The sequence below is a fragment of the Desulfocurvus sp. DL1XJH-121 genome, from assembly GCF_054819825.1.
Genome location: NZ_JBTVWW010000012.1, coordinates 68551 through 94378, shown reverse-complemented (window position 1 = coordinate 94378; position 25828 = coordinate 68551). Strand labels below are relative to the sequence as shown.

The window sequence follows — 25828 nt, the reverse complement described above, 5'->3', positions numbered from 1 at the left end:
CCCGCAGGGGGCAAAACCGCAATGACAATGTGAAACGGCGAACAAAATTGTGCGGCGAAGGGCCGCCCGGCAAGGCCCGGGAAGGCATCGGACGCCCGGAAGGCGGCCCCGAAAACCGGTCCCTCCGGGAGGGGAATACGCCCCGCCGCCCTTGCGCCGGGAACGGGGCGAACGGACATTTTCCCGCCCGGAGCGGGGCCTCAGGACGCGTAGCGCTCCACCAGCCGGGCGGCCAGGGGGCTGGCGCAGCGCATCTCCGGGTCCGGGTCCCTGTGCACGATGAGCCCCGGAGCCGTGCGCTGGGCAAAGGTCAGCCGCCCGCTGTCCAGGGGGAAGAGCCCCATCTCCACCCGGGCGTATTGGGGGATGTCCTCCGCCGCCAGGACGGGGGGCAACCGCCGCAGGGCGTCCATGGACACGTCGATGCGCGCGGCGTTGCCGTAGGCGGTCTCGCCGTAGGAAGTCTCGAAGGCCGCGCCCAGGCAGAACTTGAGCACCGTGGGAAAGCTGTCCTCGTAGGCCACGCGCATCACGGGCTCGCAGGCGAAATACCCGCCGGAGTCCTTGGCCCGGAGCACCTCGGCCGTGCCCTCCATCATGGAGGCCACGCAGCTGTCCACCCCGTCCACGGGCAGGGAGCAGCACTCGCCCGAAAACTCCAGCACGTTGTAGCACAGCTCCCGGTCCACCCGCGCCACCCGGGCCTGGCAGGTGATGTCGAAAAAGGTGATCCCGAAGCGCTTGCGGTATTCGCGCATCAGCTGGAAGAGCAGGTTGTACTCCCGGGTCTTGCTCTCGTACCCGAAGCCCCTGAGCATCTCCCCCATGCGCGCGTACCACTTGACCTCCTTCTGGTGCTTGCGCTTGGTCACGGGAATCTTGGTCAGGTCCCCCTCCAGGTTGTTCCGGGGCTCCACCCGCAGGGTTCCCCCGCAGCCCTTGCAGGGAACCTCGGCCCCCTGCGGCGGGATGGCCCCGGCCTTGACCTTGAATTTCTTGCGGCACTCCACGCACTGGATGTACATCCGTCCCCCCTTGAAAAACGGTTTTGCATTTCCCTGAAAAACACTACATAGTTTTGGCCTCAAGGCAACCGCCGCACAGCCCGGACCACCATGCACGCCCCCAAGCACAGCCCCACGAATCCGCAAGACGGCCCGCGCATCCTGTTTTTCAGCGGGGGCACGGCCCTCTCGGCCCTGTCCCGCAGGATCATCGGCCATACCCACAACACCGCGCACGTGATCACGCCCTTCGACTCCGGGGGCAGCTCCGCGATCCTGCGCCGGGCCTTTTCCATGGCCGCGCCCGGGGACCTGCGCAACCGGCTGATGGCCCTGGCGGACCGCAGCCAGACGGGCAACCCCGAAGTCTTCGCCCTGTTCGAGCACCGCCTGCCCAAACGCGCCGACCCCCGGGGCCTGGACGCGGAGCTGGCGGAAATGGCCTCGGGCGCGCACCCGCTGGTCAAGGCTGTGCCGAACCCGGCGCGCAAGGTCATCCGCGCGCACCTGGAAGCCTTCCTGCAGCAGATGCCCCCCAGCTTCGACCTGCGCGGCGCCAGCATCGGCAACCTGATCCTCACGGCGGCCTACCTGCTCTCCGGGCGCAGCTATTCCCGGGCCCTGGACTCCTTCAGCTCCCTGGCCCGGGTGCTGGGGCATGTGGCCCCGGTGTGCGAGGACGACCTGCACCTGGCCGCGGAGCTGGCCGACGGCGGCGTGGTCTGCGCCCAGCACAGGCTGACCGCCAAGGAAGGCCCGGCCCCGTCCTCGCCCATACAAAGGATATGGACCTGCCGGGGGCTGGACGACCCCACGCCCGCGCCCTGCGCCGCCAGCGCCCGGACCCTGGAGCTCGTTGCCGGGGCCGAGTTGATCTGCTTTCCCATGGGCAGCTTCTTCACCAGCATCATGGCCAACCTGCTGCCCTCGGGCGTGGGCCGGGCCGTGGCGGCCAACCCCTGCCCCAAGGTCTTCATCCCCAACCTGGGGCACGATCCCGAATGCCCGCACCTGGGCGTGGCCGGACGGCTGGAGATGATTCTCGGGGCGCTCGGCGCGGACCTGGAAGACGGCGCGCCCGCCCCGGTGGTGGACATGGTCCTGGCGGACGCGGAAGGCGGAAGCTACGGCGGGGGGCTCGACGCCGAAGAGCTGCGGGCCCTGGGCACGCGCCTCGTGTCCCGGCCCCTGGTGTCCGCGCGCAGCGCCCCGCTCCTGGACGCGGGCCTGCTCACGGGCGAACTCCTCGCCCTCTGCACAGGCTAGCCCTTCAGCCCCCTGGCCAGGGGCAGCCAGAACCGGAACACCGTGCCCCCGGGCCCGGTATCGAAGTCCAGCTCGCCGTCCAGATAGTCCCGGCCCAGCAGCCGCGCCGCGTACAGCCCCAGGCCCCGGCCCCGGCCCTTGGTGGAAAAGGAGCGCTTGCAGACCTGACGGCGCACGGCCTCGGGCATCTCCCCCTCGTTGTGCACCGAAAATTCCACCCCCCCGTCGCGCCGGGCGCAGGACACGGTGGCCGCGCCGCCCGGAGGCGCGGCTTCCAGGGCGTTGGCGATGAGCGCCCGCAACACCCGCCCGAGCAGCGTGGGGTCGGTGACCAGGGGCGCGTCCTCGCTGTCCGGGGCCAGCACCAGCCGCCTGTCCCGGGCCTCGGGCCGGTCCCGGAATTCGTCGCGCAGTCCCTGGAGGATCTCCAGGGACCCCACGTCCCGGTCGCGCACGGCCAGACGCCCGCGCTCGGCCGCGGCCAGGTCCTTGTGCTCCTGGACCAGGTCCAGGAGCCGGGCCGCGGACTTGTGCAGCAGGCCGCCCGCCTCCACGGGATCGGCCACCTCGCCCCGCTCCATGAGCTCGGAATACATGAACAGGCCCGAGGCGCTGTTCAGCACGTCGTGGAAAAAGACCCGCTCCAGGCTGTGGCGGCGCTTCTCGTGGCTGATGTCCAGAACCGTGACCTGCACGAAGTCATCGCCCCCCACGCACAGGGGCGCGGTGAAGACCTGCAGGTCCAGGGCCGTGTCCCCCACGTCCCCGGCGCGCACCATGCGGCATTCCTCGGCCCCCGGCACCCCGCGCAGGCTCTGCAGGATGGCCAGGGCCGCGCCGCAAAAGCGGCAGAACCTGGTGGTGCCGCAGCCGGAATCGCTCTCATGGGCGTGGACGCAGCCCAGGGCCTCCCCGGGCCTGCGGCCCAGGACCTCCTCGCTCCCGGAGCGCGCCTGGCGGCAGAAGGCCTCGTTGCAGAACACGATCTGGCGCTTGGTGTTCAGGATCATGAAGCCCACGGGCAGGCTCTCGATCAGGGCCGGCGGCGCCAGCTCCCCGACCAGCTCCATGTCCCGGGCCAGCTCCCGTTCCGTGGCCCGCTCGGCGGGCAAGAAATCCGTGGTCTGTTCCCGCTGCATGCTTCCCCCCCGCGCGCGGGACGGGCCCGCGCCGCTCTGTTGGGCGCGAACATAGCACACAACCGCCCCGGACGCGACACGGGGAACGCAAACGGGCCGGGAACGGCATCGCCCCCGGCCCGCAAGGAAATCCGCCGCCCCAAGGCGGCCCCGCGCCTATTTCGCCGCGCGTTCCCGGACGAGGGCCAGGGCCTTTTCCAGGAAGGACATGGGCATGGCCCCTTCCACGGGCGCGCCGTTCATCAGGTACACGGGCACCCCGTGGAAGCCGAAATCCTGGAACTCCTTCAAGTCCCCGCGCACGCGGTCCCGCACGGCCTCGCTGTCCGCTTCGGCCAGCAGCCGCCCCCGATCCACGCCGTCCACGGCTTCGGCGATGTCCTGGAGCTTCCGCCCGGGATCCGGGGCGTCCAGCACGGACTCCTGCTCCCCGAAGGCCTTGTCGTAGAAGGTCCAGGCCTTGTCCGCGCCCTGCAGGGCCAGGGCCTCGAAGAGCCGGGCCCCGAGCTCACCGGCCTCGGAGGTGGGCGCGTGCTTGACCACGTAGCGCACCTCGTTCGGGTGGTCGGCGACGAGCTGCCGCATGTCCCCGGAGCCCCGGGCGCAGAACCCGCACAGGAAGTGGGTGTAGGCCACCACGGTCACGGGCGCGTCGGCCCGGCCGCGCACCACGCGGCCGTCGTCCACCACCGGATTCAGGGGGGCGTCCAGGGCCGCGCGGAAATCCTCCTCGGCCTGGCGCGCCCTGCGCGTCCTGACACCCTGCTCGGCCACGCGCAACAGGGCCTCGGGATCCTGCTCCAGGGCCTGGAGCACGATCTCGGGGTTCCGCTCCACGGCCCGGCGCACGCGCTCCTCCCAGGTCTGGTCCGATATCCTCAGGGCGCAGCCCCCCAGCAGCGTTGCGGCCATGACCACGGCAGCGGCGGCGGCCTTCAGCCCGATGTGCATCGATCTCTCCTTGGTTCCGCGCCGGACGAATCCGGGCATTGGGCCCCTGGATACTCCAGGGCCCGCGCAGGGGCAACCCGCCTCAGATGACGCCGTGCAGGGGGCCGCCGGGCTCGCCCAGGGCGTCCACCCTGCGCTCCGCCTCGGGATCGTCCGTGAGCGACGGGGCGTGGTAGGTCTTCAGGCGCGCGTCGATCACCAGGGGGCCGGCGCAGCCCCAGTGCTTGCAGTGGGTGAAGGCCCCGGCCCCGTAGATGTCCGTGGCCGGGTCCGAACGGGTGAAGGCCACCCAGAGGAAATTGTTCCAGTCCCGGGCCGTGAATTCCGTGTCGTCCACGCAGACCACCAGGGGCAGGTTGTCCAGGCCCCCGGCCTTCTCCAGGGCGTTGGCCAGGCGCGTCATGAGGGGGTCGTGCTCGTCGCGGCCGCGCTTGTGGGCCGGGCCGCGCACCAGGAGCATCCCCGGGGCGAACAGGCGCGGGTCCCCGAACCCCGGGGGCAGGGGCAGGTCCCCGGGGAACCCCGTGCCCAGGGAGCGCCTCCTAGGCCCGCACGAGGCCCAGACCACCTTGGAGCCCTGGTTCAGGCTGATGCCCGAATAGTCGAGGGTGTCCATGGTGGTGCGGGTGATGAAATGCAGGTCCCGCGTAAAGTCCGCGCGCTCCAGCATGTGGGCCAGGAACGCGGGCACGTCGTGGGCCGTGAGCCGGGAGTCGTCCTCGCGCGCGGCCATGAGCACGTACTTGGACAGGGCCGTCTGGGTGCTGCCCAGGAGCGCCATGCCCCCGGTGATCAGTTCCTGGGGGGTGCGCTCCTCGGCGTAGGGCACGTAGCGCTCGCTGCCCACGGCCAGGAGCAGCGGATGCACCCCGGCCGCGTCCACGGCGTGGACCTCGTGGATGCCCGCGAACACCGTGGGCACCAGCTCGGCCGTGAGCTCGTGCACGAAGTCCCCGAACATGGTGTCCTCCTGGGGCGGACGGCCCACGGTGGTGAAGGGCCAGACCGCGTCGGCGCGGTGCAGGACCCTGTCCACCTTGAGCACGGGGAAATCGTGGACCAGGCTGTAGTAGCCCAAATGGTCGCCGAAAGGCCCCTCGGGCTTGCCCGCGCCCGGGAGAATATGGCCGCAGATGCAGAAATCCGCCTGGGCCAGGATGGGCAGCGCGCCGGACGCACGCACCATCTCCATACGGCGGCCGCCCAGGGCCCCGGCGAAGAACAGCTCGGGCATGCCCTCGGGCAGGGGCATCATGGCCGCCAGGGTCATGGCCGGGGGCCCGCCCACGAAGACGTTCACGGCCAGGCTCTCGCCCCGGGCGATGGCCTCGGCGTGGTGCACGCCCAGGCCCCTGTGGATCTGGTAGTGCAGGCCGACCTCGCCGTCGGGCTCGTATTCCCCGCCCGTGAGCTGCACCCGGTACATGCCCAGGTTGGAGGCCCCGTACCCGGGCTTCGCCGGGCTCTCGGAATAGACCTGGGGCAGGGTCGCGTAGGCCCCGCCGTCCATGGGCCAGGAGCGCAGGTGCGGCAGGTCCGCGATGCGGCACTCGGATTCCATCACCGGGCCGTGGCCCACGGTCCGGGGCAGGGCGTGCAACAGGGCCAGGGGCGCGCGCGCGTGCCGCCAGGGGCGCTTGAGCCCGGCCAGGGGATCGACCTTGAGGGAAAAAATGCTCTTCAGCGCGGGCAGGGTGTCGCGGAACAGCCAGCGCACCCGGTCCAGGGTTCCGAAGACGTTGGCCGCCATGGGGAAGCGGGTGCCGCGCACGTTCTCGAACAGCAGGGCCGGGCCTCCCGCCTGGAACACCCGGCGCTGCACCGCGCCGATCTCCAGGTCCGGGTCCATCTCCCTGCGGATGCGCACCAGCTCGCCCCGCTCTTCCAGGGCGCGCAGGCATTCGCCCATGTTCCGGTAGCCCATGACAGCCGCCTTTGCTAGAATGTCCAAAGACAAAAATCTGCCCCATCGCGGGGCGCATGGCAAGGGGGCGCGCCCCCCGGACACCCAACGCGGGAGTATCCCGAATGCTGAAACCCTTTCTCGCGGCCTGCCTGGCCGGATATCTGGTCTTCGCCGGGGCCGCCCTCATGGCCGCCTCGGGCGACGCGGCCAACGGCGAGCGCCTGGCCCACGGCTGCAAATGCCACAAAAACGAACTCAACGGACGGGCCGAGGCCGAACTTGTCAAAAGCCTGCAGGCCTACAAGTCCGGCGCGCGAACCCACGCCTTCATGACCAAGAAGGCCCGCAGCCTCTCGGACCAGGACATCCAGGACCTGGCCGCGTGGTTCGCCTCCCGATAGGCGCGAAACTCCGACGCCGGGCCGCAGCCGGACGCACGCTCCGGCCGGGCCCGGCGTTGCCATTTTGATCATATCTTTTACAAATTTTGCAGGTTTCTTGGCTATTTTTTAACGTTTTTGTATAATACAACCACCTGCCCATCAAATGATCCCGCCGACAGCCTATCTATTTCCCCTGCTATATAAGCATATTACATAAAAATTACCGTCAAAGCACCCCGCGCCGCCGCGCAGGCACCGGGTTTGCAAAAGCCCGGGCATGACCCGAAGCCTGAGCGCCCTGAAACTGCAAGCGCTTTCGGAAATAAGCGCCACCATCCACAAGGCCCTGGACCTGGAGCAAGCCCTGGAGGAGATGCTGCGCGTCCTGTCGCGGACCCTGCACATGGAGCGCGGCACCATCACCCTCCAGGACCCGGCCAACGGGAGCCTGGCCATCATGGCCGCCCACGGCCTGAGCCCCGAGGAACGCAGCCGCGGGGTCTACCACATGGACGAGGGCGTCACGGGCCGGATCTTCCGCACCATGCGCCCCCTGCACGTGCCCGATGTGGACGCCGACCCCCTGTTCCTGGACCGCACGGGAGCGCGCGGGACCAAGGCCGGGGAACGCATCTCCTACACCGGCGTGCCCATCGTCATGAACAACGAGCCCATCGGCGTGCTCTCCGTGGACCGCCTGTTCAGCGACGACGTCTCCGTGGAGGAGGACATCGAATTCCTCACGGTGCTGGCCACCCTGGTGGCCCAGTTCATCCGCCTGAACGAGGCCGTGCGCCAGCGCGAGGAGCGCCTCAAAAACGAAAACGCCGCCCTGCTCTACCAGGTTTCCAAGGAGGGCAAGGGCCCCTACATCGTGGGCAAGAGCCCGCCCATGGCCGAGGTGGAGCGCCAGGCCGCCAAGGTCGCCCCCACGCCCGCCACGGTTCTGCTCTTGGGCGAATCCGGCACGGGCAAGACCCTCATCGCGCGCATCATCCACGAGCTTTCGGACCGCCGCAGCGGCCCCTTCGTGAAGGTCAACTGCACCAGCCTCCAGGAATCCCAGCTGGAGAAGGAGATCTTCGGCCACGAGAACGGGTCCGAGGCCTCGGCCAGGCCCAGCCGCTTCGAGGAGGCGGCCGGGGGGACCATCTTCCTGGACGAGGTGGGCGAACTGCCCCCGGCCCTGCAGGCCAAGCTGTTGCGCGTGCTCCAGGACCGCAAGTTCGAGCGCCCGGGCAGCAACCGCACCATCAGTTCCGACGTGCGCATCATCGCGGCCACCAACCACGACCTGCGCGAGCTGGCGGATCAGGGCCGGTTCCGCCTGGACCTCTACTACCGGCTGAACGTCTTCCCCATCGCCCTGCCCCCCCTGCGCAACCGCAAGGAGGACGTGCAGGGCCTGCTCAACCATTTCCTGCACAACGCGTCCCGGGCCTACGGCCGGGACCTCTACTGCACGCCCCAGGCCCTGGACCTCCTGCACCAGCACGACTGGCCGGGCAACGTGCGCGAACTGGAGAACATGGTGGAGCGCCTGGCCATCATGTCCGAGGACGGCCGCATCGGCCAACGCCTCATCAAACTGGCCCTGGCCGCCGAGGCCGCCGTGTCCCGCAACCGCCGGGACGAGTCCCGCGCCGAGGAGGAGGCCGCCGGCCAGCACTCCCAGGGCAAGCCCACCCTCAGGGAAATGGAGCGCAACGAGATCCTCCTGGCCCTGTCCGAAAGCAACTGGATCAAGCGCCGCGCGGGCGAGGCCCTGGGCCTCACCGAGCGCCAGATCGGCTATCGGGTGCGCAAGTACGGCCTGGAGGAGCGGGTGCTCTCCGAACGCAGGCGCCTGCGCGAACGCCGCTGAAACCGGCGGTTCCACAACGCACGATCGCTACGTCGCTTCGTGAAAACCAAAACCTCGCGTATTGGAATACGCGTCGGTCTTGCTTTTCCCTTGCGCCTTGCGCTCGCACATTTGGGAACAGTCGGCCGGTCTTTTAAGCCTTCCGTGCAACAAGTATTTTATTCAAGAAATTCTGCGGCGGAACAGCCATCCGGCCACGGCCAGGGTGGTCAGGCCGATGACGGCCAGGGGCCACAACTGGTCCAGGAGCAGGCCCACGGACGCGCCCTCCAGGAAGACCCCGCGCACCAGGGTCAGGGCGTAGCGCAGGGGGTTGATGCGGGTCAGCCACTGCACGGGCTCGGCCATGTTGGCGATGGGCGTGGCGAAGCCCGAGAGGATCACCGAAGGCATGGCGAAGGTGAAGGTGCCCAGCAGCCCCTGCTGCAGGGTCACGGACAGGGACGAGATGAACAGCCCCACCCCCACGCAGGACAGCAGGAACAGGACCAGCCCCAGATAGAGGGTCGCCAGCTGGCCCCGGAACGGCACCTCGAACCAGAACACGCCGATGGCCAGGATCACGGCGGACTCCACCAGGCCGATGAGCATGCCCGGCGCGGCCTTGCCCACCAGGATGTCGAAGGGCCGGTAAGGGCTGACCAGCAACTGGTCGAAGGTGCCCTGCTCCCGCTCCCGGGCCACGGACAGGCTGGTCACCAGGAGCGTCACGAACAGGGTGACCATGACCACGATGCCCGGCACGAAGAACCAGCGCGAGAGCAGGTTGGGATTGTACAGGGCGCGGGTCGCCAGGGTGGCCCCGGGCGCGGGGCTGCCCCGCGCGGCCAGGACCCTGCGGTTGAAGTCCGAGGCCACCGAGGCCACGTAGTTCAGGGCCAGAGAGGAGCGGTTGGAGTTGCGCCCGTCCAGGATGACCTGGACCTCGGCCCCGGAGCCGTCGCCCAGGCGGCGCGAGAAGTCCGGCCCCAGATGCACCACCAGCGTCACCTGGCGCGAGTCGATGAGCTCGGTCATGCGCCGCGCGTCGCTCATTTCCTCCACCAGCTTGAAGCTCCTGGAACCCGAGAGCCCGGCCAGGAATTCGCGGGACTCGGCGCTGTTGTCCTCGTCGAACACGGCGTAGGGCACGTCCACCAGATCGAAGGTGGCGGCGTAGCCGAAGAGGATGGTCTGCAACAGCGGCGGGATGATGACCACCGTGCGGCTGCGCGGGTCCTTGAGCAGGGCCAGGAACTCCTTGCGCGCCAGGGCCAGTATGCGGAGGATGGTTTCCATGGCCCCTACTCCAGGCTCTTTCTGGTGCGCAGCCGCGCCACGCCCAGGAAAAACGCGGCCAGGGCGAACAGGGCCAGGGCGTTGGGCGCGATGACGCCCGCCGCGTCCCCGGCCAGGAAGATGGAGATGACCATGGCCGCGAAGTACTTGGCCGCCACGATCATGGACACGGCCTGGATGAAGCCCGGCGCGCTGTGCAGGTCGAAGATGAAGTCCGAGAGGAAGAACGCGGGCAAGAACGTGGCCAGGATGGCGATCTGCCCGGCCACGAACTGGTTCTTGGCCACCACGGAGATGAACAGGCCCATGCCCAGGGCCGTGATCAGGAACAGGGCCGTGACCCCGGCCAGGCAGAACAGGGAACCGCGCAGGGGCACCCCGAACAGGAACACGGCCATGAGCACCGTGAGGCAGAACCCGCCCATGCCCAGCACGAAATAGGGCGCCACCTTGCCCAGCAGGAGCTCCCAGATGCGCACGGGCGTGGCCAACAGCGCCTCCATGGTGCCGCGCTCCCATTCCCGGGCCATGACCAGGGCCGTCAAGAGGGAGCCGATGAGTGTCATGATCAGCACCATCAGCCCGGGCACCAGATAATTGCGGCTCTTGGACGCGGCGTTGAACCAGATGCGCGGGGCCACGGAGACCGGCGGGGGCGAGCCGCCCTCGCGCAGGCGCAGGGCCGCGCCCCAGTTGTCCAGGGCCGAGGCCACGTACCCGGCCACCTGGCGGGCGCGGTTGGCGTCCACCCCGTTGACCAGGACCTGGATCTCGCCCTCCCCGGCCTCGAACTTGCGCGCGAAGTCCGCGCGCAGGCGCACCACCCCGTCCACCACGCCCGAGCGCAGCAGGGTCTCGGCCTCGGCCATGGAGGCCACGCCCACGGGCCGCAGGTAGCGGGTGCCCGCCAGGCGGCCCGCGAAATCCGTGGCCCGCGCCGAGGGCCGCTCCACCACCAGGGCCAGGGACACGTCCTCGGCGTCCAGGCTCACGCCGTAGCCGAACAGGAACAGCAGCACCACGGGCATGACCAGGCCGATGAGGATGCTGCTGGGGTCGCGCACCATCTGCAGGGATTCCTTGCGCACCAGCCCGCGCAGGCGCAGGAGCGACGCCCCGAGGCCGGAAATCCGCCCGGGCTCAGGCATGGGCGGCCTCCCCGGCCTCGCGCTCCTCGCGACGCCGTTTGACCAGGGCGATGAAGGCCTCCTCCATGGTCTCGCCCCCGCCCGGGGCCATGGCCCGGATGGCCGCGGGCGTGTCCAGGGCCAGGATCTCCCCGGCCACCACGATGGCCATGCGGTCGCAGAACTCGGCCTCCTCCATGAAATGGGTGGTCACCACCACGGTCACGCCCCGGTCGGCCAGCCCGGTGATGCGCTTCCAGAAGGCGCGCCGCGCCAGGGGGTCCACCCCCGAGGTGGCCTCGTCCAGGAAGAGGATCTCCGGCTCGTGCATCAGGGCGCAGGCCATGGCCAGGCGCTGCTGGTAGCCGAAGGGCAGCGTGCCGCTGGCGGCCTGGGCCACGTCGGCCAGGCTCAGGCTGGACAGGGCCCAGTGGATGCGCTCGGCGCGGCGCGAACCGAACAGGCCGTAGGCCGAGGCGAAGAACTCCAGGTTCTCGCGCACGGTGAGCTGGCCGTACTGGGAAAACTTCTGGGCCACGTAGCCGATGCGACGCCGCGCCTTGGCCGCGGCCTTGCGCAGGTTCACCCCGGCCACCTTGAGGGTCCCGGACGTGGCGGGCAACAGGCCGCAGAGCATGCGGAAGGTGGTGGACTTGCCCGCGCCGTTGGGGCCGAGCAGCCCGAAAATCTCGCCCCGGCGCACGCAGAAGTCCACGTCCCGCACGGCCCAGAAGTCCCCGAAGCGCCGCGACAGGCCCCGGACCTCGATGACGGCCTCGCCCCCGGCGCAGGCCCCGCCGCCGCCGCCTTCGCCGCGATCCGCCGCCCCGTTCGGGCGCACGCCGCGCTCCAGGTCGCCCAGGTCCGCCTGGCCGCCCACGGCCCCGTGCAGCAGGGTCATGAACCCGTCCTCGAAATCCGGCTCCCTGGGCTCCACGCGGCCCAGCCCGTCCCCGTCCCAGGATTCCACGCCCTCGGCCAAGACCACGCGCACCCGGCCCGCCTGCAGGGTGGCGTCCAGCACCGCGTCGCTGTCCAGGGCCTTGGCCTGGGCCCTGCGCGGCAGGCCCGGCGGGACCACGAAGCGGGTCCGGCCCCCGGCCAGGGCCGTGATGCCCCGGGGCTCGTCCTCGGCCAGCACGCGGCCCTCGAACATCACGGCCACCCGGTCGCAATGCTCGGCCTCGGACAGGTAGGCCGTGCTGACCAGCACGGTCACGCCCCGCTCGCGCACCATGCGGAAGACGATCTTCCAGAGCTCCTGACGCGAGAGGGGGTCCACGCCCACGGTGGGCTCGTCCAGAAGCAGCAGCTCGGGCGTGCGCACCAGGGCGCAGGCCAGGCCGAGCTTCTGCTTCATGCCGCCGGACAGCCGCCCGGCCAGGCGCGAGGTGAACGGCGCCAGCCCGGTCATGCGCATCAGCGCGGGATAGGTTTGCTCGCGCTCGGCCCGGGTCAGGCCCTGGAGGTCCGCGTAGAGCTCCAGGTTCTCCATGACGCTCAGGTCGCCGTACAGGCCGAATCGCTGGGGCATGTAGCCCATGCGCGAGAGCATGGCCGCGTCCCCGGCGGCCGGGTCCGCGCCCAGCACGCGCATCTCGCCCGCATCCGGGCGCATGAGCCCGGCGGCCATGCGGATGAAAGTGGTCTTGCCCGCGCCGTCGGGCCCGAGCAGGCCGTAGACCATGCCCTGCTCCACGGCCAGGGATATCCCGTCCAGGGCGCGGACCTCGCGGGCCTTGGTGCGGAAGGTCTTGACCAGGCCCGAGGCCTCCAGGGCTCGGCTCACTGCGCGGCCCCCGGGTTGGCGGGAGCCGCCGCGGCGGGGCTGACCGTGGCCGGGCTGCCCAGGCGCAGGAGCCCCCCGGGGTCCTTGACCTGCACGCGCACCTCGTAGACCAGATAGGTGCGCAGCTCCGGGGTCTCCACGTTGCGCGGGGTGAACTCGGCCATGGGCGAGATGTAGCCCACCCAGCCCTGGAAGGCCCTGTCCGGGAAGGAGTCCACGCGCACCTCCATGGCCATGCCCGGCTTCACGCGGCCAAGGTCCGTCTCCGAGACATAGGCCCGCACCCACTTGGGATCCGTGAGCGCCAGGGTGCACACCGGGCGCGAGGCCGAGGCCATGTCCCCGGGCTCCAGCATGCGGCTCTGCACCACCCCCGCGGCCGGGGCGCGCAATTCGGCCTGGGCCAGGCGCTGGCGCAGGTAGTCCAGGTCCGCCTCCCGGGCGGCCACGGCGGCCCGGGCCTTGTCCACGTCCTCCTGGCGCGCGCCCTCGCGCAAGAGGTCCAGGTTCTCGCGGGCCAGGTTGAACCGCGCCTGGGCCACGTCGCGGGCGGCCAGGGCGTCGTCCACCTGCTCCTGGGCCACGAAGCCCCCGGCGAGCAGTTCCTTGCGCCGCTTGAGAATGCGCTGGGCGTTTTTCAGCTCCGCGCGGGCGGACTCCACCTGGGCCGCGGCCTGGGCTATCTCCTGGGGGCGGTTGCCCGTCGTGAGCCTGCGCAGGGCCGCCCGGTCCGCCTCCAGGGCGGCCTCGGCCTGGGCGATCTGCCGGTCCAGCAGGGAGGTGTCCTGGCGGGCCACGACCCGCCCGGCTTCCACCACGTCGCCCTCCTCCACGTCCACGGAGGCCAGGCGCTCGGTTTCCCTGAAGGCCAGGTCCACCTGGCGCAGGTCCACGTTGCCGTAGAGCGCCAGGGGCGACGGCCCCTCCCCGTTCCCCGCGAGGCCCCAGTACAGCCCAGCGGCCACGGCCGCGGCCACGGCCGCGATAAGTATCTTCTTCAGCATGCGATGCCGCCTTTTTCGGTTTAGCCCTTGAATACCACTGCAAGAATGCCATGTTAACCAGAAAACCCGCGTTTTTGCACCCCTCGGCGAGGCCTGCGCCGCGCCGGACGCCAGGAAACGCACGCCACTTTCAAAGTTTCTCCATTTGTTTCAAACACAGAACTGGCAAAATGCCGCCCCCCGCACGGACGCGAGGCCCCGCACCCCCCGCTCTTTACATCTGGTGACGACTCGTGGATTATACTGGTTATGCTCTGCGGGCGAAGACCCCACGGGGCCCGAGTGGACAATGGGGGATACCAGAGGATGAAGGCTTCGCTCGTCGCCTGCCATGAATGCGACCTGCTGCACAGGGTGCGCGCCCTGCCCGACGGAGGCGTGGCGCGCTGCACTCGTTGCGGGGCCGTGCTCTATCGCCGCCGCGACGGCAGCCTGGAGCAGGTCCTGGCCCTGACCCTGGCCGGGCTGGTGCTCTTCGCCGTGGCCAACTGGTTTCCCTTCCTCTCCATGCGCCTGGAGGCCAACCTCCAGGAGACCACCCTGCTCACGGGCATCCGCCAACTGGCGGCCCAGGGCATGGGCTGGCTGGCGGCCCTGGTGCTGGCCACGGGCGTGGCCGCGCCCCTGTTGCGGCTCGTGCTGCTGTTGTACGTGACCCTGCCCCTCTACCTGGGCAAGGTCCCGCCCCTGGGGGCCCGGGCCTTCCGTCTGGCCCTGATGCTCCAGCCCTGGGCCATGATGGAGGTCTTCCTCCTGGGCATCCTGGTGGCCATGGTCAAGCTCTCGTCCATGGCCGACATCCTCATCGGACCGGCCCTGTACGCCTTCGCCTTCCTGATCCTGGTGCTGGCGGGCATCACCTCCTCCCTGGACCAGAAGGACGTCTGGGACCGCATGGGGACGCCATGAACGCCGCCCAGGGACTCACGGCCGCCCGGGCCGGGCTCGTGGCCTGCCACAGCTGCGGCCTCCTGGTGCGCGACGCCCGCGGCGAGGACGTGGAGCAGAGCTGCCCGCGCTGCGGCGCGGCCCTGCACTCGCGCAAGCCCGACAGCCTGGCGCGCACCTGGGCCTTTCTGATCACCGCGGCCATCCTCTACGTGCCCGCCATGGCCATGCCCATCATGACCACGGCCACCATCCAGGGCATGCGCAAGGACACCATCCTCTCGGGCGTGGTCTACCTTCTGACCTCGGGCATGTGGCCCCTGGCGGCCATCGTGTTCTTCGCCAGCGTGGTGGTGCCCATCCTGAAGATTCTGACCATCGGCTATCTCCTCGTTTCCTTGAGGAAAGACGACAACCACCGGCGCGAACGCACCAAACTCTACCGCCTGACCGAGGCCGTGGGCCGCTGGTCCATGGTGGACGTATACGTGGTGACCATTCTCGTGGCCCTGGTGCAGCTCCGGGCCCTGGCCCTGATCTCCGCCGAGCCCGGGGCCGTATATTTCGGGGCCGTGGTGGTTCTGACCATGTTTGCGGCCATGAGCTTCGATCCCAGGCTGATCTGGGACGATGAAGTGGAGGACATCATCGCATGAACGAGACCCCGCCGCCCCCGGAGACCCGGGACGACGATTTCCGGGAATCCGTGGCCGAGCCCGTGCTGCGCCGCAAGCGGCTTTTTTCCATCGTCTGGCTGATCCCCCTGGTGGCGGCCCTGGCCGCGTCCTGGATGGCCTACGACGCCCTGCAGTCCGAGGGCCCGACCATCACCATCCGCTTCGACACGGCCGAGGGCCTGGTGCCGGGCAAGACCAAGATCAAGTTCAAGGACGTGGAAGTGGGCCAGGTGGAGAACATCGAATTCACCCAGGACCTCCTGCACGTGGTGGTCACGGCCAGGATGATCAAGGGCGTGGAGCGCTATCTGCGCTCCGAGACCCTGTTCTGGGTGGTGCGGGCGCGGGTCACGGCCAGCGAGGTCTCGGGCCTGAACACCCTGTTCTCCGGGGTCTACATCGGCATGCAGCCCTCCAAGAAGGGCAAGCTGCTGAGCGAGTTCCAGGGCCTGGCCGAGCCGCCCGTAGTCACGGACGAGCGCCAGGGCCGCCACTACATCCTGCGCACCGACGACCTGGGCTCCCTGGACGTGGGCGCGCCTGTGTATTTCCACCGCGTGAAGGTGGGCAAGGTGGTGGACTACGAGCTTCTGGACAACGACGACGTGGAGATCAAGATCTTCGTGCGCGCCCCGCACCACAAGCGCGTGCACGTGGGCACCAAGTTCTGGAACGCCTCGGGCCTGGACATGTCCCTGGACGCGCGCGGCGTCCGGGTTGAGGCCCAGTCCCTGGTGTCCATGATCCTGGGCGGCATCGCCTTCGACACGCCCGGGGCCGCGCAGTCCGTGGAGATGGCCCCGCCGGACACGGTCTTCCCCCTGTACGCCGACAGGGAGACCAGCTTCGACACCTCCTACGACTACAGGGAACGCTACCTCCTGCATTTCAAGGGCTCGGTGCGCGGGCTCAGCGTGGACGCGCCCGTGGAGTTCCGGGGCATGACCATCGGCAAGGTCCTGGACGTGCGCCTGCAGCTGGACGCCAAGCACAAGCGCATGCGCATCCCCGTGCTGGTGGAGATCGAGCCCGAGCGCTTCGAGGTCCTCGGCCTGGACAAGGACAAGGCCGGCGAGGGCCGCGAAAAGGTCGTGCCGCTCCTGGCGGACATGGGCCTGCGCGCGCAGCTCAGGACCGGCAACCTGCTCACGGGCCAGGCCTACGTGGACCTGGACCTGCACCCGGGCCTGCCCGGGGGCGGGCTCACGGACAAGGGCGGCCGGTTCAAGGAGCTGCCCACCATGCCCTCGCCCCTGGAAGGCATCTTCGACAAGGCCGCCAGCGTGATGACCAAGCTGGACGACCTGCCCATCCGGCGCATGGGCTCCGAGTTGCGCGACACCATGGCCGACATGCGCGGGGCCACCCAGGCCATCCGGCGCATCATGGACAGCGTGGACGAACATCACGTCCTGCCCAAGGCCGGGGCCATGATGGACCAGGCCCGCGACGCCCTGGCCGAGGTGGAGAGCGCCATGAACCCGAATTCCCCGGCGCGCGCGGACCTGGACAAGCTGCTGCGCGAGCTGACCGATGCGGCCCGCTCCCTGCGCATGCTGGTGGAATATCTCGAACGGCAGCCCGACGCGCTGCTCTTTGGAAAGGAAAAGCCATGACCCGCCCCCTTCCGACCACCGCCCTGCTGTGCGCGGCCCTGGCCGCGCTGCTGTGCCTGGCCTCGTGCCGGGGCGCGGCTCCGCAGATGAACTTCTACACCCTGCCCCCGGCCGAGGCCCTGCCCGCCGGGGCCCGGGCCGACGGGCCGTCCGTGGGCGTGGGGCCCCTGGTCATCCCCCGGACCATCGACCGCCCGCACATCGTGACCCGCGAGACGGACAACCGCCTGCGCCTGGCGGAATTCCAGCGCTGGGCCGGGCCCCTGGGGGACGAGGTCCTGGCCGCCCTGACCCGCACCCTGGCCGCGCGCCTGGGCAGCGAGGAGGTCCTGGCCTACCCCTGGAGCGAGTTCAAGGAGCCGGACTTCCGCGTGCCCGTGGAGATCCAGCGCCTGGACGGACGCCTCGGCGGCAAGGTGGTCCTGGAGGCCACCTGGGGCGTGGCCGCGCCCGGGGAACGCCAGGCCCGGGCAGTGCACGCCTTCCGCACGGCCGTGCCCACGGCGGACGCGGGCTACCCCGCCCTGGTGGACGCCCACGCCAAGGCCCTGGAAGAGCTGGGCGGGGTCATCGCGACGGAAATCCAAGGGATGCGCGGCAAATAGCCGCGTTCCATGACGCCATCAAAAAGGCCTGCGGCAAACGCCGCGGGCCTTTTTCATTCCAGAAATCGTGCACCGGACTTAGCGGAAGTCCACGCGCTGCACGCCGTCACCCGTATTGACCTCGGCCTCCACCCTGGGGGTGGTGCTGACGACCTTGCCGCGCCGGACCACGAACAGCCGCGCCGGGTGCAGGCGCAGGGCCTCGCGCTTGGACGCGGCCTGGAGCACCACGAGGTCCGCGTTGCATCCGGGCCTGAGGCCGTAGCCTTCGAGGTTCAGGGTCCGGGCCCCGCGCGTGGTCACGGCGTCGAAGAGCGTGTTCTGCTGGTCCACGCCGATCATGTGCAGGGCGTGGGCCGCCATGTGCGCCACCTCCAGCATGTCGTGGGTGCCCATGGGGTACCAGGGGTCCATGACGTCGTCGTGGCCCAGGGAGACGTTGATGCCCATGTCCAGCAGCTCGGGCACGCGCATCAGCCCGCGCCGCTTGGGATAGGTATCGTGGCGGCCCTGGATGCTCAGGTTCACCAGGGGGTTGCACACACAGTTCATCCGCGACTCGGCCATCAGGGGCATGAGCTTGGACACGTAGTAGTTGTCCATGGAATGCATGCTGGTCAGGTGCGAGGCCGCCACCCGGCCCTGCATACCCAGGCGTTGGGTCTGGTAGGTCAGTTCCTCGATGTGACGCGAATGCGGGTCGTCGGACTCGTCGCAGTGCATGTCCACCAACAGCCCGCGCTCTGCCGCGATCTCGCAGAGCAGGCGCACGGACTCGCGGCCGTCGGCCATGGTGCGCTCGAAATGCGGGATGCCGCCCACCACGTCCACGCCCTTGTCCAGGGCCCTCTCCAGCAACTCCACCCCGCCCGGCGTGCGCAGCACCCCGTCCTGGGGGAAGGCCACCAGCTGGATGTCCACGGTGTCGCGCATCTCCTCGCGCAGCTCCAGAAGCACGTCCACGGCCATGAGCGTGGGGTCCGTGGTGTCCACGTGGGTGCGGATGGCCAGGTTGCCCTTGGCCACGGACCAGGACAGGAGCTTCTTGGCGCGCTCCTTCACGGCCTCGGGGGTCAGGCTGGGCTTGAGTTCGCCCCAGATCTTGATGCCCTCCAGGAGCGTGCCCGACTGGTTCAGGCGCGGCAGGCCCATGGACAGGGTGGCGTCCATGTGGAAATGCGACTCCACGAAGGGCGGCGTGACCAGGCAGCCCGCCGCGTCGATGGTCCGGGCGGCGTCGCCCGCGATGGCCGGGGCCGTCTCCACGATCCTGCCGTCCCGGCAGGCGATGTCCACGGGGTCCCTGTGGCCGTCCACCACGGCGTTCTTCACGAGCAGATCGAGCATTGTATTCCCCCGGTTAGCGTTCGCCCTTGCGGAAGGGAATGAGCAGGGCCTTGGGGTACGCGGCCCTGCGGCACATGACGATGAGGGCGATAATGGAAAAAACGTAGGGCATCATCAAGTAGAATTGATAGGGGATGGCCATGCCCGACTGCTGCTGCACGCGCATCTGCACCGCGTCGAAGGCCGCGAAGAGCACGCAGCCGAGAAGCGCCTTGCCCGGCTTCCAGGAGGCGAAGACCACCAGGGCGATGCACACCCAGCCCCGGCCGTTGACCATGCCGATGTAGAAGGCGTCGAAGGCCGACATGGTCAAAAACGCCCCGCCCACGGCCATGAGCGCGGAACCCGCCACCACGGCCCCGGTGCGGATGGAGAACACGGACAGCCCCTGGGCCTCGGCGGCCATGGGGTTCTCGCCCACCATGCGCACGGCCAGCCCCAGGGGCGTGCGGAACAGCGCGTAGGCCACCACGATGACGGCGACGAGGGCCACGTAGGTCAGGGCCGACTGGTTGAAGAGCACGTCCCCGACCAGCGGGATGTCCGAAAGGTACGGCACGGCGAAGGTCTTGAAGGGGATGATCTTGGGCGGGGTGGTGGCCTTGGGCAGCAGCATGCGGAAGACGAAGGACGACAGCGCCGAGGCCAGCATGGTGATGCCCAGGCCCGTGACGTGCTGGGACAGGCCCAGATGCACGGTGAACAGGGCGTGCAGGAGCCCGAACAGCGCGCCCACGAAGGCCGCGAACAGCACCCCGGTCCAGAGGTCGCCGCCGAAGTAGACCCAGGTCCAGCCCGCCATGCTCCCGGCGGCCATGATGCCCTCGATGCCCAGGTTGAGCACCCCGGCCCGCTCGCAGAGCAGCTCGCCCAGGGTGCCGAAGATCAGCGGCGTGGCCATGCGGATGGTGGCCAGCCAGAAGCCCGTCTCCAAAAGGAAATGCAGGACGTCCACGGCTACCTCCACCTGATCCGGTAATGGGACAGGAGCATGGACACCAGCACGGCCAAGAGGCACACCGCCGTGGTCACGTCGGCGATGTAGTTGGAGATGTTGATGGCCCGGCTCATGGAGTCCGCGCCGATGTAGATGATGGCCACGAACACCGAGGCCGCGATGACCCCCAGGGGGTGCAGGGCCGCGAGCATGGCCACGACGATGCCCGAGTAGCCGAAGCCCGGGGACAGGTCGAGGGTCAGGTATTCCTTGACCCCGCACAGCTCCGAGACCCCGGCCATGGCCGCCAGCCCGCCGGAGATGAGCGCCGTGCGCACGGTCACCGCGTCCACGGGCATGCCCGCGAATCGGCTGGCCCGGGGGCTCGCGCCCACGGCGCGGATCTCGAAGCCCCAGGTGGTGGAGCGCATGAACCACCACGCGGCCACGGCGCAGGCCAGGGCCAGGACGAAGCCCAGGTGCAGCCGGGTCTTGGGCAGAAGCTGCGGCAGGAGCGCCGAGTCCACCACGGGCGCGGCCTGGGGCCAGCCCATGGCCATGGGGTCCTTCCAGGGCCCGAAGACCAGCCAGTTGACGAAGAGCAGCACGATGAAGTTGAGCAGCAGCGTGGTCACCACCTCGTCCACGTGCAGCTTGGTCTTGAGCAGCGTGGGGCCGAGGAGGAACAGCCCCCCGGCCACGGCCCCGGCCAGGAAGAGATAGGGGATCATCAGGTAGGTGGGCAACTCCAGCGGGCCCGTGCCCAGCCACGTGGCCGCCACCGCGCCGATGTACAGCTGCCCTTCCCCGCCGATGTTCCAGAGCTTGGCGCGGAAGGCCACGGCCGCGGCTAGGCCGGTGAAGATCAGCGGCGTGGCCCGGGTGAGGGTCTCGGTGAGGGCGAAGGTGCTGCCCAGGGAGCCCTTGATCATCAGGGCCCAGCCCTCAAGGGGCGAGGCCCCGGCCCAGACGAGCAGCGCCGAGCAGGTGAGCATGGCCGCGAAGACCGCGAGGACCGGGGCCAGGGCCCTCATGGCCAGGGAGACGTGTTCGCGGGCTTCGAGCCTCATGCCGCGCCTCCCATGCGGGCCTCGTCCGCGCTGGCGCGCGGGGCGGCGTGCCCGGACATGAGCAGGCCGATGTGCGCGCGGTCCACGTCCTTGGCGGCCACGGGGGCGGACAGGGAGCCCTGGTACATGACCTGGATGCGGTCGGCCACCTGAAACAGCTCGTCCAGGTCCTCGGAGATGAGGATCACGCCCGCGCCGTGCTCGGCCGCGTTCAGCAGGCGCTGGTGCACATCCGCCGCCGCGCCCACGTCCAGGCCCCAGGTGGGCTGGTTGACCACCAGGATCGACGGAGCGCCCGAGAGCACGCGGGCCAGGATGAGCTTCTGCATGTTGCCGCCGGACAGCTTGCGCACGGGCGTCTCGATGCCCGGGCAGCGCACGTCGAAGGCCTCCACCAGCTGCCTGGCGCGCGAGGCCAGGGCCTTGAAATTCAGTATCCCGCGCTTGGAGAAGCCGGGGAGCTTGTAGGTTTCGGTGGCCAGGTTCTCCATGACGGTCATGTCCGCCACCAGGCCGGTGCCGGTCCTGTCGTCGGGCACGCGGCCCACGCCGCGCGCCACCATGGCCGCCGGGGTGGGCCGCTGCAGCGGCTTGCCGCCGACGATCAGGCTCCCGGCCTCGGGAACCACGAGCCCGGAGAGCAGGTCCGCGAAGGCGGCCTGGCCGTTGCCCGAGACCCCGGCGATGCCCAGGATCTCGTGGGCCCTGAGGCTCAGGGAAAGATTGTCCAGCACCCCGCAGCCGCCCGCGACGCAGATGGACTCCAGGCGCAGGATCTCCTTGCCCGCCTGGGGCTCCTGGCGTTCGGCGCGCGGGATGTCGCAGCCCACCATGGCCCGGGCCAGCTCCTCGGCGCTGGTCTCGGCCGTGGCCGCCTCGAAGACCACCCGCCCCTGGCGCAGGACCACGCAGCGGTCCGACGCGGCCATGACCTCGCGCATCTTGTGGGTGATGAAGATCACGGACAGGCCCTCTCGCACCAGCTGGCGCAGGGTGGCGAAGAGGTGGTCGGCCTCCTGGGGCGTGAGCACCGAGGTGGGCTCGTCCAGGATCAGGATGCGCGCGTCGCGGTACAGGACCTTCAAAATCTCCACCCGCTGGCGCTGGCCCACGGACAGGTCCCGGACCATGGCCGAGGGATCGACCTCCAGGCCGAACTTCCGCATCAGCGCGTCCAGCCGCTCGCGGGCCGCGCGCTTGTCGTGCCTCAGCGCCGCGAGGGACTCGGTGCCCAGGATGACGTTCTCCAGCACGCTCATGTTCCCGGCCAGGGTGAAGTGCTGGTGGACCATGCCCACCCCGGCGTCCAGGGCCGCGCGCGGCGAGCCCGGGGGCAGCGTCCGGCCGCGCACTTCCACGCCGCCGGAGTCGGCCACGTAATGGCCGAAGAGGATGGACATCAGCGTGGTCTTGCCCGCGCCGTTCTCGCCGAGGAGCGCCAGCATCTCGCCCTCGTGCAGGGCCAGGGTCACGCTGTCGTTGGCCACAACGGAACCGAAGGACTTGGTGATTCCGTCGAGCTTGAGGATGGTGTCTGCCATGGTCTTCCGGAAAAGGGCCGCCCCCCCTGGAGGAGCGGCCCTGGCGTCTGCTTTAGAAGGTGGATTTGGGCTCGTTGTCGTCGATGGCGACGGTCAGGGAGCCGCCCTTGATGGCCGCGGCGGCCTCGGCCACCTTGGCCTTGGCGTCGGCCGGGATCTTGCCCTCGAACTCGTAGAACGGGGACAGGGACGCGCCGCCCTTGGCCATCATGGTCCACTCGCGGTAGTCCTCGGCCTTGAATTTCCCGGCCTTGACCAGGGAAATTGCGTGGTTCACGGCGGACTCCATGTGCCACAGGGCCGAGGCCACGACCACGTCCTTGCCGTTCTCTTCCTTGTTCATGTCGTTGACGTTGCCGAAGGCGATCAGGCCCTTCTCGCGGGCCGCGTCCACCACGCCCGCGCGCTCGGCGTAGAGCACGTCCACGCCGGCCTCCACCTGGGCGAAGGCGAATTCCTTGGCCTTCGGAGGATCATACCAGGAGCCGATGAAGGAGACCTTGAACTCCACCTTGGGGTTCACGGACTTGGCCCCGGCCATGAAGGCGTTGAACAGGCGGTTGCACTCGCCGATGGGATAGCCGCCGACCATGCCGATCTTGTTGGTCTTGGTCATCTTGCCCGCGATGATGCCCATCAGGTAGCAGGGCTCGTGGATGTAGTTGTCGAACACCGAGAGGTTGTCGCCCCGGGGCCCGAAGGTGTCGCCCATGAGATAGGCGACCTTGGGGTAGTCCTTGGCAACCTTGGTCACGTCGCGGGAGATGCCGAAGGCCTCGCCCACCACCAGGTCCACGCCCTTCTCGGAGTACTCGCGCAGCACGCGGACATAGTCGGTGTTGGAAACCTTCTCGGAGTACACGTACTCGATCTCGCCGGCGTCGGCGGCCTTCTGCAGGGCCTTGTGCAGGCAGGCGTCCCACTTCTGCTGGATGGGCTGGGTGTAGATGCCCGCCACCTTGATCTTGCCCGCGAAGGCGGGGGCGACGCACAGAACGGCCGCGAGGCACAGGGCCACGGCAATGGTCAAACGGTTTTTCATGCGATGCTCTCCTGGAGTAAAATGTATGGTCATGGTTCCGGCCGAACGCGCGGCGCGGGACAATCCACCCATTGTGCAACGGAAGTGCCAGTGCTGTTGCCTGGGAATATCATCTATAAAAACGCACAATTAGAACGAGAACAGGCTGGCAGCGAGGGCAGGCGCAGCGCATCTCCGCCGAGGGTTGTACATTTTTGCCACCACTTGGACAACATGCGGGGCCGCTATTTACATTTTTGTGCCATCCACAGACGAAGAGGTTGGTCCCGGGACGCGACGCGCGTGCGGACGCCCCGAGCGCGCCCAGGGCCCGGACGGCGCTCCACCCCGGGCCCGCAACGCCATACCAGGCATCGAACAACACATACGCGCACTGTACAGCGGGCTTCGTAAACGGCAACAAACCGTATTCATTCGGCATTGTCGGAGCAACGATTACAACACCGCCCCTCCTCCCCATGCATCAAGACACAAAATACGCCAAAACCGTTGCCGGAATATCCCAATTGGAATAGCAATTACGCTTGACCCTTATCCTCGCAACCCCACGTATGGAAGGAGGCGGCATGAAGAGCACCAGCAAAGCCAAGACGAAAACCATCGACAGCGCCCTGGCGACTCAGGTTCTCGACCAGTTGCCCACCACCGTCTTTGCCGTGGACAACGACATGGATGTCGTCTTCATGAACAGGGCCGGGCTGAACATCCTGGGCAAATCGCTGCAGGACGTCCTGGGCCAGCACTGCAAGGACGTCTTCAACTCCCAGCATTGCGGCAAAAGGGAATGCCGGATGCTGACGGCCATGAAGACCGGCGCGCCCTCGACCGCCAGGAACGAACTCTCCCTGAACGGGAAGACCATCCCCATCGAATACACCGCCGCGCCCCTCACGGACACCAAGGGCAAGGTCGTGGGCGGCGTGGAATACGTCATCGACATCACCCAGCGGGTGCAGGACGAACGCCGCCTGCGCGAGCAGAGCCGCACCATCCAGGAGATCTCGACCCCGGCCATCAGCCTCTGGGACGGCATCGTGGTGCTGCCGGTGCTCGGCGTGGTGGACTCCATGCGCGCCCAGCAGATGATGAACGCCATGCTGAACAAAATCCGCGAAACCTCGGCCAAGACCATCATCCTGGACATCCAGGGTGTGGCGGCCGTGGACACCGCCGTGGCCAGCCACCTCATAAAGATCACCAAGGCCACCAAACTCATGGGCTGCCGCTGCATCATTTCCGGCATCTCCCCGGCCGTGGCCGAATCCCTGGTGCAGCTGGGCATCGAGCTCGGCGACGTGGCCACCAACTCCAGCCTGCGCGACGCCCTGGGCGACGCCTTCGCCAACATGGAGTTGGAGGTCAAGAAACGGAAGAAATAGCCGGCGACGAAGGCCAGCCCACGATTCGCCAGCCCCAGCGCGCCCCCGGGAGGTGTCCCCATGCCTGACGTGACGAACAGCATCATGACGGGAATCCACATGGTGGACGGGGTGCTTGTGGTCCAGGCGCCCAACACCTTCGACGACGATTCGCTCACGGCGTTGCGCGCGTGCGTCCTGGAAAAGGCCCATGCCCTGGGGGCGCGGGGGGTCGTCCTGGACGTGTCCTCCCTGCGGGTGCTCGATTCCGTGAGCTTCGGCCTGCTGGCGGACACCGCCCGCACGCTGACCTTCCTGGGGGCCAGGACGATATTTTCCGGCTTCCAGCCCGGGGTGGTCGTCGCGCTCATCGAATTCAACGTGGACAGCCAGGACATCCACGTGGTGCCCGACGTGGCCGACGGGCTGGCCCTGCTGCGCCCCGAGCCGGAACCAGAAGACGAGGCCGACGAGCCCCCGGAGGACCTGGAGGAGCATCCCGACGAGCTGGCGGCCGAGGACGACGAGGACGAGCCCATGGAACAGGACGAGGAAGAGGAGGACGACGTGGAAGCCATCGACCCAGACACCGACGAAGCCGATGCCGCAGACGATGACGACGAGCAATGACAACGCCCCGCCGGAGGAGTTCGTCGCCCTGGTCGACCTCGCGGACGTGGGCACGGCCATAGCGGCGGCCCGGCGCACGGCCGAGCTGGCGGGGTTCGACGAGACGAACCAGTATCTCGTGGCCACGGCCGTGTCCGAGCTGGCCACCAACATCGTGCGCTACGCGGGAACGGGCGAGGTCCTGCTCCGCGTCGTGCAGGACGCGGACGCCAGGGGAATCGAGGTCGTGGCCCAGGACTCCGGGCCCGGAATCCCGGACATCGAGCTGGCCATGCGGGACAACTACAGCAGCGGCGGCAGCCTGGGCCTCGGCCTGCCGGGGGTGAAGCGGATAATGGACGAGTTCCGCGTGGACTCCTCCCCCGGCGCGGGAACCCGATGCACAGCGCGAAAATGGATAAAATAA

General features: G+C 69.0%; 23 protein-coding genes. 10 read left to right on the top strand and 13 right to left on the bottom strand.

The window, feature by feature from the left end; all coding sequences use genetic code 11:
• Positions 1 to 200: 200 nt before the first annotated feature.
• A complete protein-coding gene (locus ACYYG1_RS10275; protein ID WP_461210217.1) occupies positions 201 to 1025 on the bottom strand; it encodes a zinc-ribbon domain-containing protein in 825 nt (274 codons plus the stop codon).
• 90 nt (positions 1026 to 1115) lie between these two features.
• Here ACYYG1_RS10275 and ACYYG1_RS10270 point away from each other — a divergent pair, with 90 nt between their 5' ends.
• On the top strand, positions 1116 to 2270 hold the full coding sequence (locus tag ACYYG1_RS10270; RefSeq protein ID WP_461210216.1) for a GAK system CofD-like protein: 1155 nt from the start codon (positions 1116 to 1118) through the stop codon (positions 2268 to 2270).
• On the opposite strand, the gene ACYYG1_RS10265 is transcribed toward ACYYG1_RS10270, so the two are convergent.
• The 3 genes from ACYYG1_RS10265 to ACYYG1_RS10255 form a co-directional block, all read right to left on the bottom strand.
• Positions 2267 to 3409 carry a sensor histidine kinase gene (locus tag ACYYG1_RS10265; RefSeq protein ID WP_461210215.1) on the bottom strand — a complete coding sequence of 381 codons (1143 nt, stop codon included), beginning with the start codon at positions 3407 to 3409 and terminating at the stop codon, positions 2267 to 2269. The genes ACYYG1_RS10270 and ACYYG1_RS10265 overlap by 4 nt on opposite strands.
• A gap of 156 nt (positions 3410 to 3565) precedes the next feature.
• A complete protein-coding gene (locus ACYYG1_RS10260; protein WP_461210214.1) occupies positions 3566 to 4360 on the bottom strand; it encodes a DsbA family protein in 795 nt (264 codons plus the stop codon).
• Positions 4361 to 4442: 82 nt separating this feature from the next.
• Positions 4443 to 6284 (bottom strand): UbiD family decarboxylase, encoded by a 1842-nt coding sequence (locus ACYYG1_RS10255; RefSeq protein ID WP_461210213.1) that lies wholly within the window; start codon positions 6282 to 6284, stop codon positions 4443 to 4445.
• A 104-nt stretch (positions 6285 to 6388) separates the two neighbouring features.
• On the opposite strand from ACYYG1_RS10255, the gene ACYYG1_RS10250 reads away from it, so the two are divergent.
• Positions 6389 to 6667, top strand: coding sequence for a c-type cytochrome (locus ACYYG1_RS10250; protein WP_461210212.1), 279 nt, complete (start codon positions 6389 to 6391; stop codon positions 6665 to 6667).
• Positions 6668 to 6926: 259 nt separating this feature from the next.
• Positions 6927 to 8513: a sigma 54-interacting transcriptional regulator gene (locus ACYYG1_RS10245; protein ID WP_461210211.1), complete on the top strand. Its 1587-nt coding sequence runs from the start codon at positions 6927 to 6929 to the stop codon at positions 8511 to 8513.
• A 162-nt stretch (positions 8514 to 8675) separates the two neighbouring features.
• Here the strand turns inward: ACYYG1_RS10245 and ACYYG1_RS10240 are convergent, their stop codons facing one another.
• From ACYYG1_RS10240 to ACYYG1_RS10225, 4 genes are read right to left on the bottom strand one after another with little or no spacing between them, the layout of a single operon-like run.
• Entirely contained in the window at positions 8676 to 9791 is a 1116-nt protein-coding gene (locus tag ACYYG1_RS10240) for an ABC transporter permease (RefSeq protein ID WP_461210210.1), read from the bottom strand.
• Positions 9792 to 9796: 5 nt separating this feature from the next.
• The gene (locus tag ACYYG1_RS10235) at positions 9797 to 10939 is read right to left on the bottom strand and encodes an ABC transporter permease (RefSeq protein ID WP_461210209.1); all 1143 of its coding nucleotides are present in this window, start codon (positions 10937 to 10939) and stop codon (positions 9797 to 9799) included.
• Positions 10932 to 12707: an ATP-binding cassette domain-containing protein gene (locus ACYYG1_RS10230; RefSeq protein ID WP_461210208.1), complete on the bottom strand. Its 1776-nt coding sequence runs from the start codon at positions 12705 to 12707 to the stop codon at positions 10932 to 10934. Before ACYYG1_RS10230 ends, ACYYG1_RS10235 begins: the two co-directional genes overlap by 8 nt.
• Entirely contained in the window at positions 12704 to 13711 is a 1008-nt protein-coding gene (locus tag ACYYG1_RS10225; protein WP_461210207.1) for an HlyD family secretion protein, read from the bottom strand. Before ACYYG1_RS10225 ends, ACYYG1_RS10230 begins: the two co-directional genes overlap by 4 nt.
• 306 nt (positions 13712 to 14017) lie before the next feature.
• Here ACYYG1_RS10225 and ACYYG1_RS10220 point away from each other — a divergent pair, with 306 nt between their 5' ends.
• From ACYYG1_RS10220 to ACYYG1_RS10205, 4 genes are read left to right on the top strand one after another with little or no spacing between them, the layout of a single operon-like run.
• Positions 14018 to 14620, top strand: coding sequence for a paraquat-inducible protein A (locus ACYYG1_RS10220; RefSeq protein ID WP_461210206.1), 603 nt, complete (start codon positions 14018 to 14020; stop codon positions 14618 to 14620).
• Complete coding sequence (locus tag ACYYG1_RS10215; RefSeq protein WP_461210205.1) at positions 14617 to 15255, top strand: paraquat-inducible protein A; 639 nt, start codon at positions 14617 to 14619, stop codon at positions 15253 to 15255. The genes ACYYG1_RS10220 and ACYYG1_RS10215 overlap by 4 nt, the downstream gene beginning before the upstream one ends.
• Positions 15252 to 16892 (top strand): PqiB family protein, encoded by a 1641-nt coding sequence (locus tag ACYYG1_RS10210; RefSeq protein WP_461210204.1) that lies wholly within the window; start codon positions 15252 to 15254, stop codon positions 16890 to 16892. The genes ACYYG1_RS10215 and ACYYG1_RS10210 overlap by 4 nt, the downstream gene beginning before the upstream one ends.
• Positions 16889 to 17497: a PqiC family protein gene (locus ACYYG1_RS10205; protein WP_461210203.1), complete on the top strand. Its 609-nt coding sequence runs from the start codon at positions 16889 to 16891 to the stop codon at positions 17495 to 17497. The genes ACYYG1_RS10210 and ACYYG1_RS10205 overlap by 4 nt, the downstream gene beginning before the upstream one ends.
• A gap of 78 nt (positions 17498 to 17575) precedes the next feature.
• On the opposite strand, the gene ACYYG1_RS10200 is transcribed toward ACYYG1_RS10205, so the two are convergent.
• From ACYYG1_RS10200 to ACYYG1_RS10180, 5 genes are read right to left on the bottom strand one after another with little or no spacing between them, the layout of a single operon-like run.
• Positions 17576 to 18844, bottom strand: coding sequence for an amidohydrolase family protein (locus tag ACYYG1_RS10200; protein ID WP_461210202.1), 1269 nt, complete (start codon positions 18842 to 18844; stop codon positions 17576 to 17578).
• 13 nt (positions 18845 to 18857) lie between these two features.
• A complete protein-coding gene (locus tag ACYYG1_RS10195; RefSeq protein ID WP_461210201.1) occupies positions 18858 to 19799 on the bottom strand; it encodes an ABC transporter permease in 942 nt (313 codons plus the stop codon).
• A 2-nt stretch (positions 19800 to 19801) separates the two neighbouring features.
• Positions 19802 to 20851 (bottom strand): ABC transporter permease, encoded by a 1050-nt coding sequence (locus tag ACYYG1_RS10190; RefSeq protein ID WP_461210200.1) that lies wholly within the window; start codon positions 20849 to 20851, stop codon positions 19802 to 19804.
• A complete protein-coding gene (locus tag ACYYG1_RS10185; RefSeq protein ID WP_461210199.1) occupies positions 20848 to 22392 on the bottom strand; it encodes an ABC transporter ATP-binding protein in 1545 nt (514 codons plus the stop codon). Before ACYYG1_RS10185 ends, ACYYG1_RS10190 begins: the two co-directional genes overlap by 4 nt.
• A gap of 52 nt (positions 22393 to 22444) precedes the next feature.
• On the bottom strand, positions 22445 to 23434 hold the full coding sequence (locus tag ACYYG1_RS10180; RefSeq protein ID WP_461210198.1) for a BMP family protein: 990 nt from the start codon (positions 23432 to 23434) through the stop codon (positions 22445 to 22447).
• A 566-nt stretch (positions 23435 to 24000) separates the two neighbouring features.
• On the opposite strand from ACYYG1_RS10180, the gene ACYYG1_RS10175 reads away from it, so the two are divergent.
• From ACYYG1_RS10175 to ACYYG1_RS10165, 3 genes are read left to right on the top strand one after another with little or no spacing between them, the layout of a single operon-like run.
• Positions 24001 to 24813 carry a PAS domain-containing protein gene (locus ACYYG1_RS10175; RefSeq protein ID WP_461210197.1) on the top strand — a complete coding sequence of 271 codons (813 nt, stop codon included), beginning with the start codon at positions 24001 to 24003 and terminating at the stop codon, positions 24811 to 24813.
• 60 nt (positions 24814 to 24873) lie between these two features.
• Entirely contained in the window at positions 24874 to 25422 is a 549-nt protein-coding gene (locus ACYYG1_RS10170; RefSeq protein WP_461210196.1) for an STAS domain-containing protein, read from the top strand.
• On the top strand, positions 25406 to 25828 hold the full coding sequence (locus ACYYG1_RS10165; RefSeq protein WP_461210195.1) for an anti-sigma regulatory factor: 423 nt from the start codon (positions 25406 to 25408) through the stop codon (positions 25826 to 25828). Before ACYYG1_RS10170 ends, ACYYG1_RS10165 begins: the two co-directional genes overlap by 17 nt.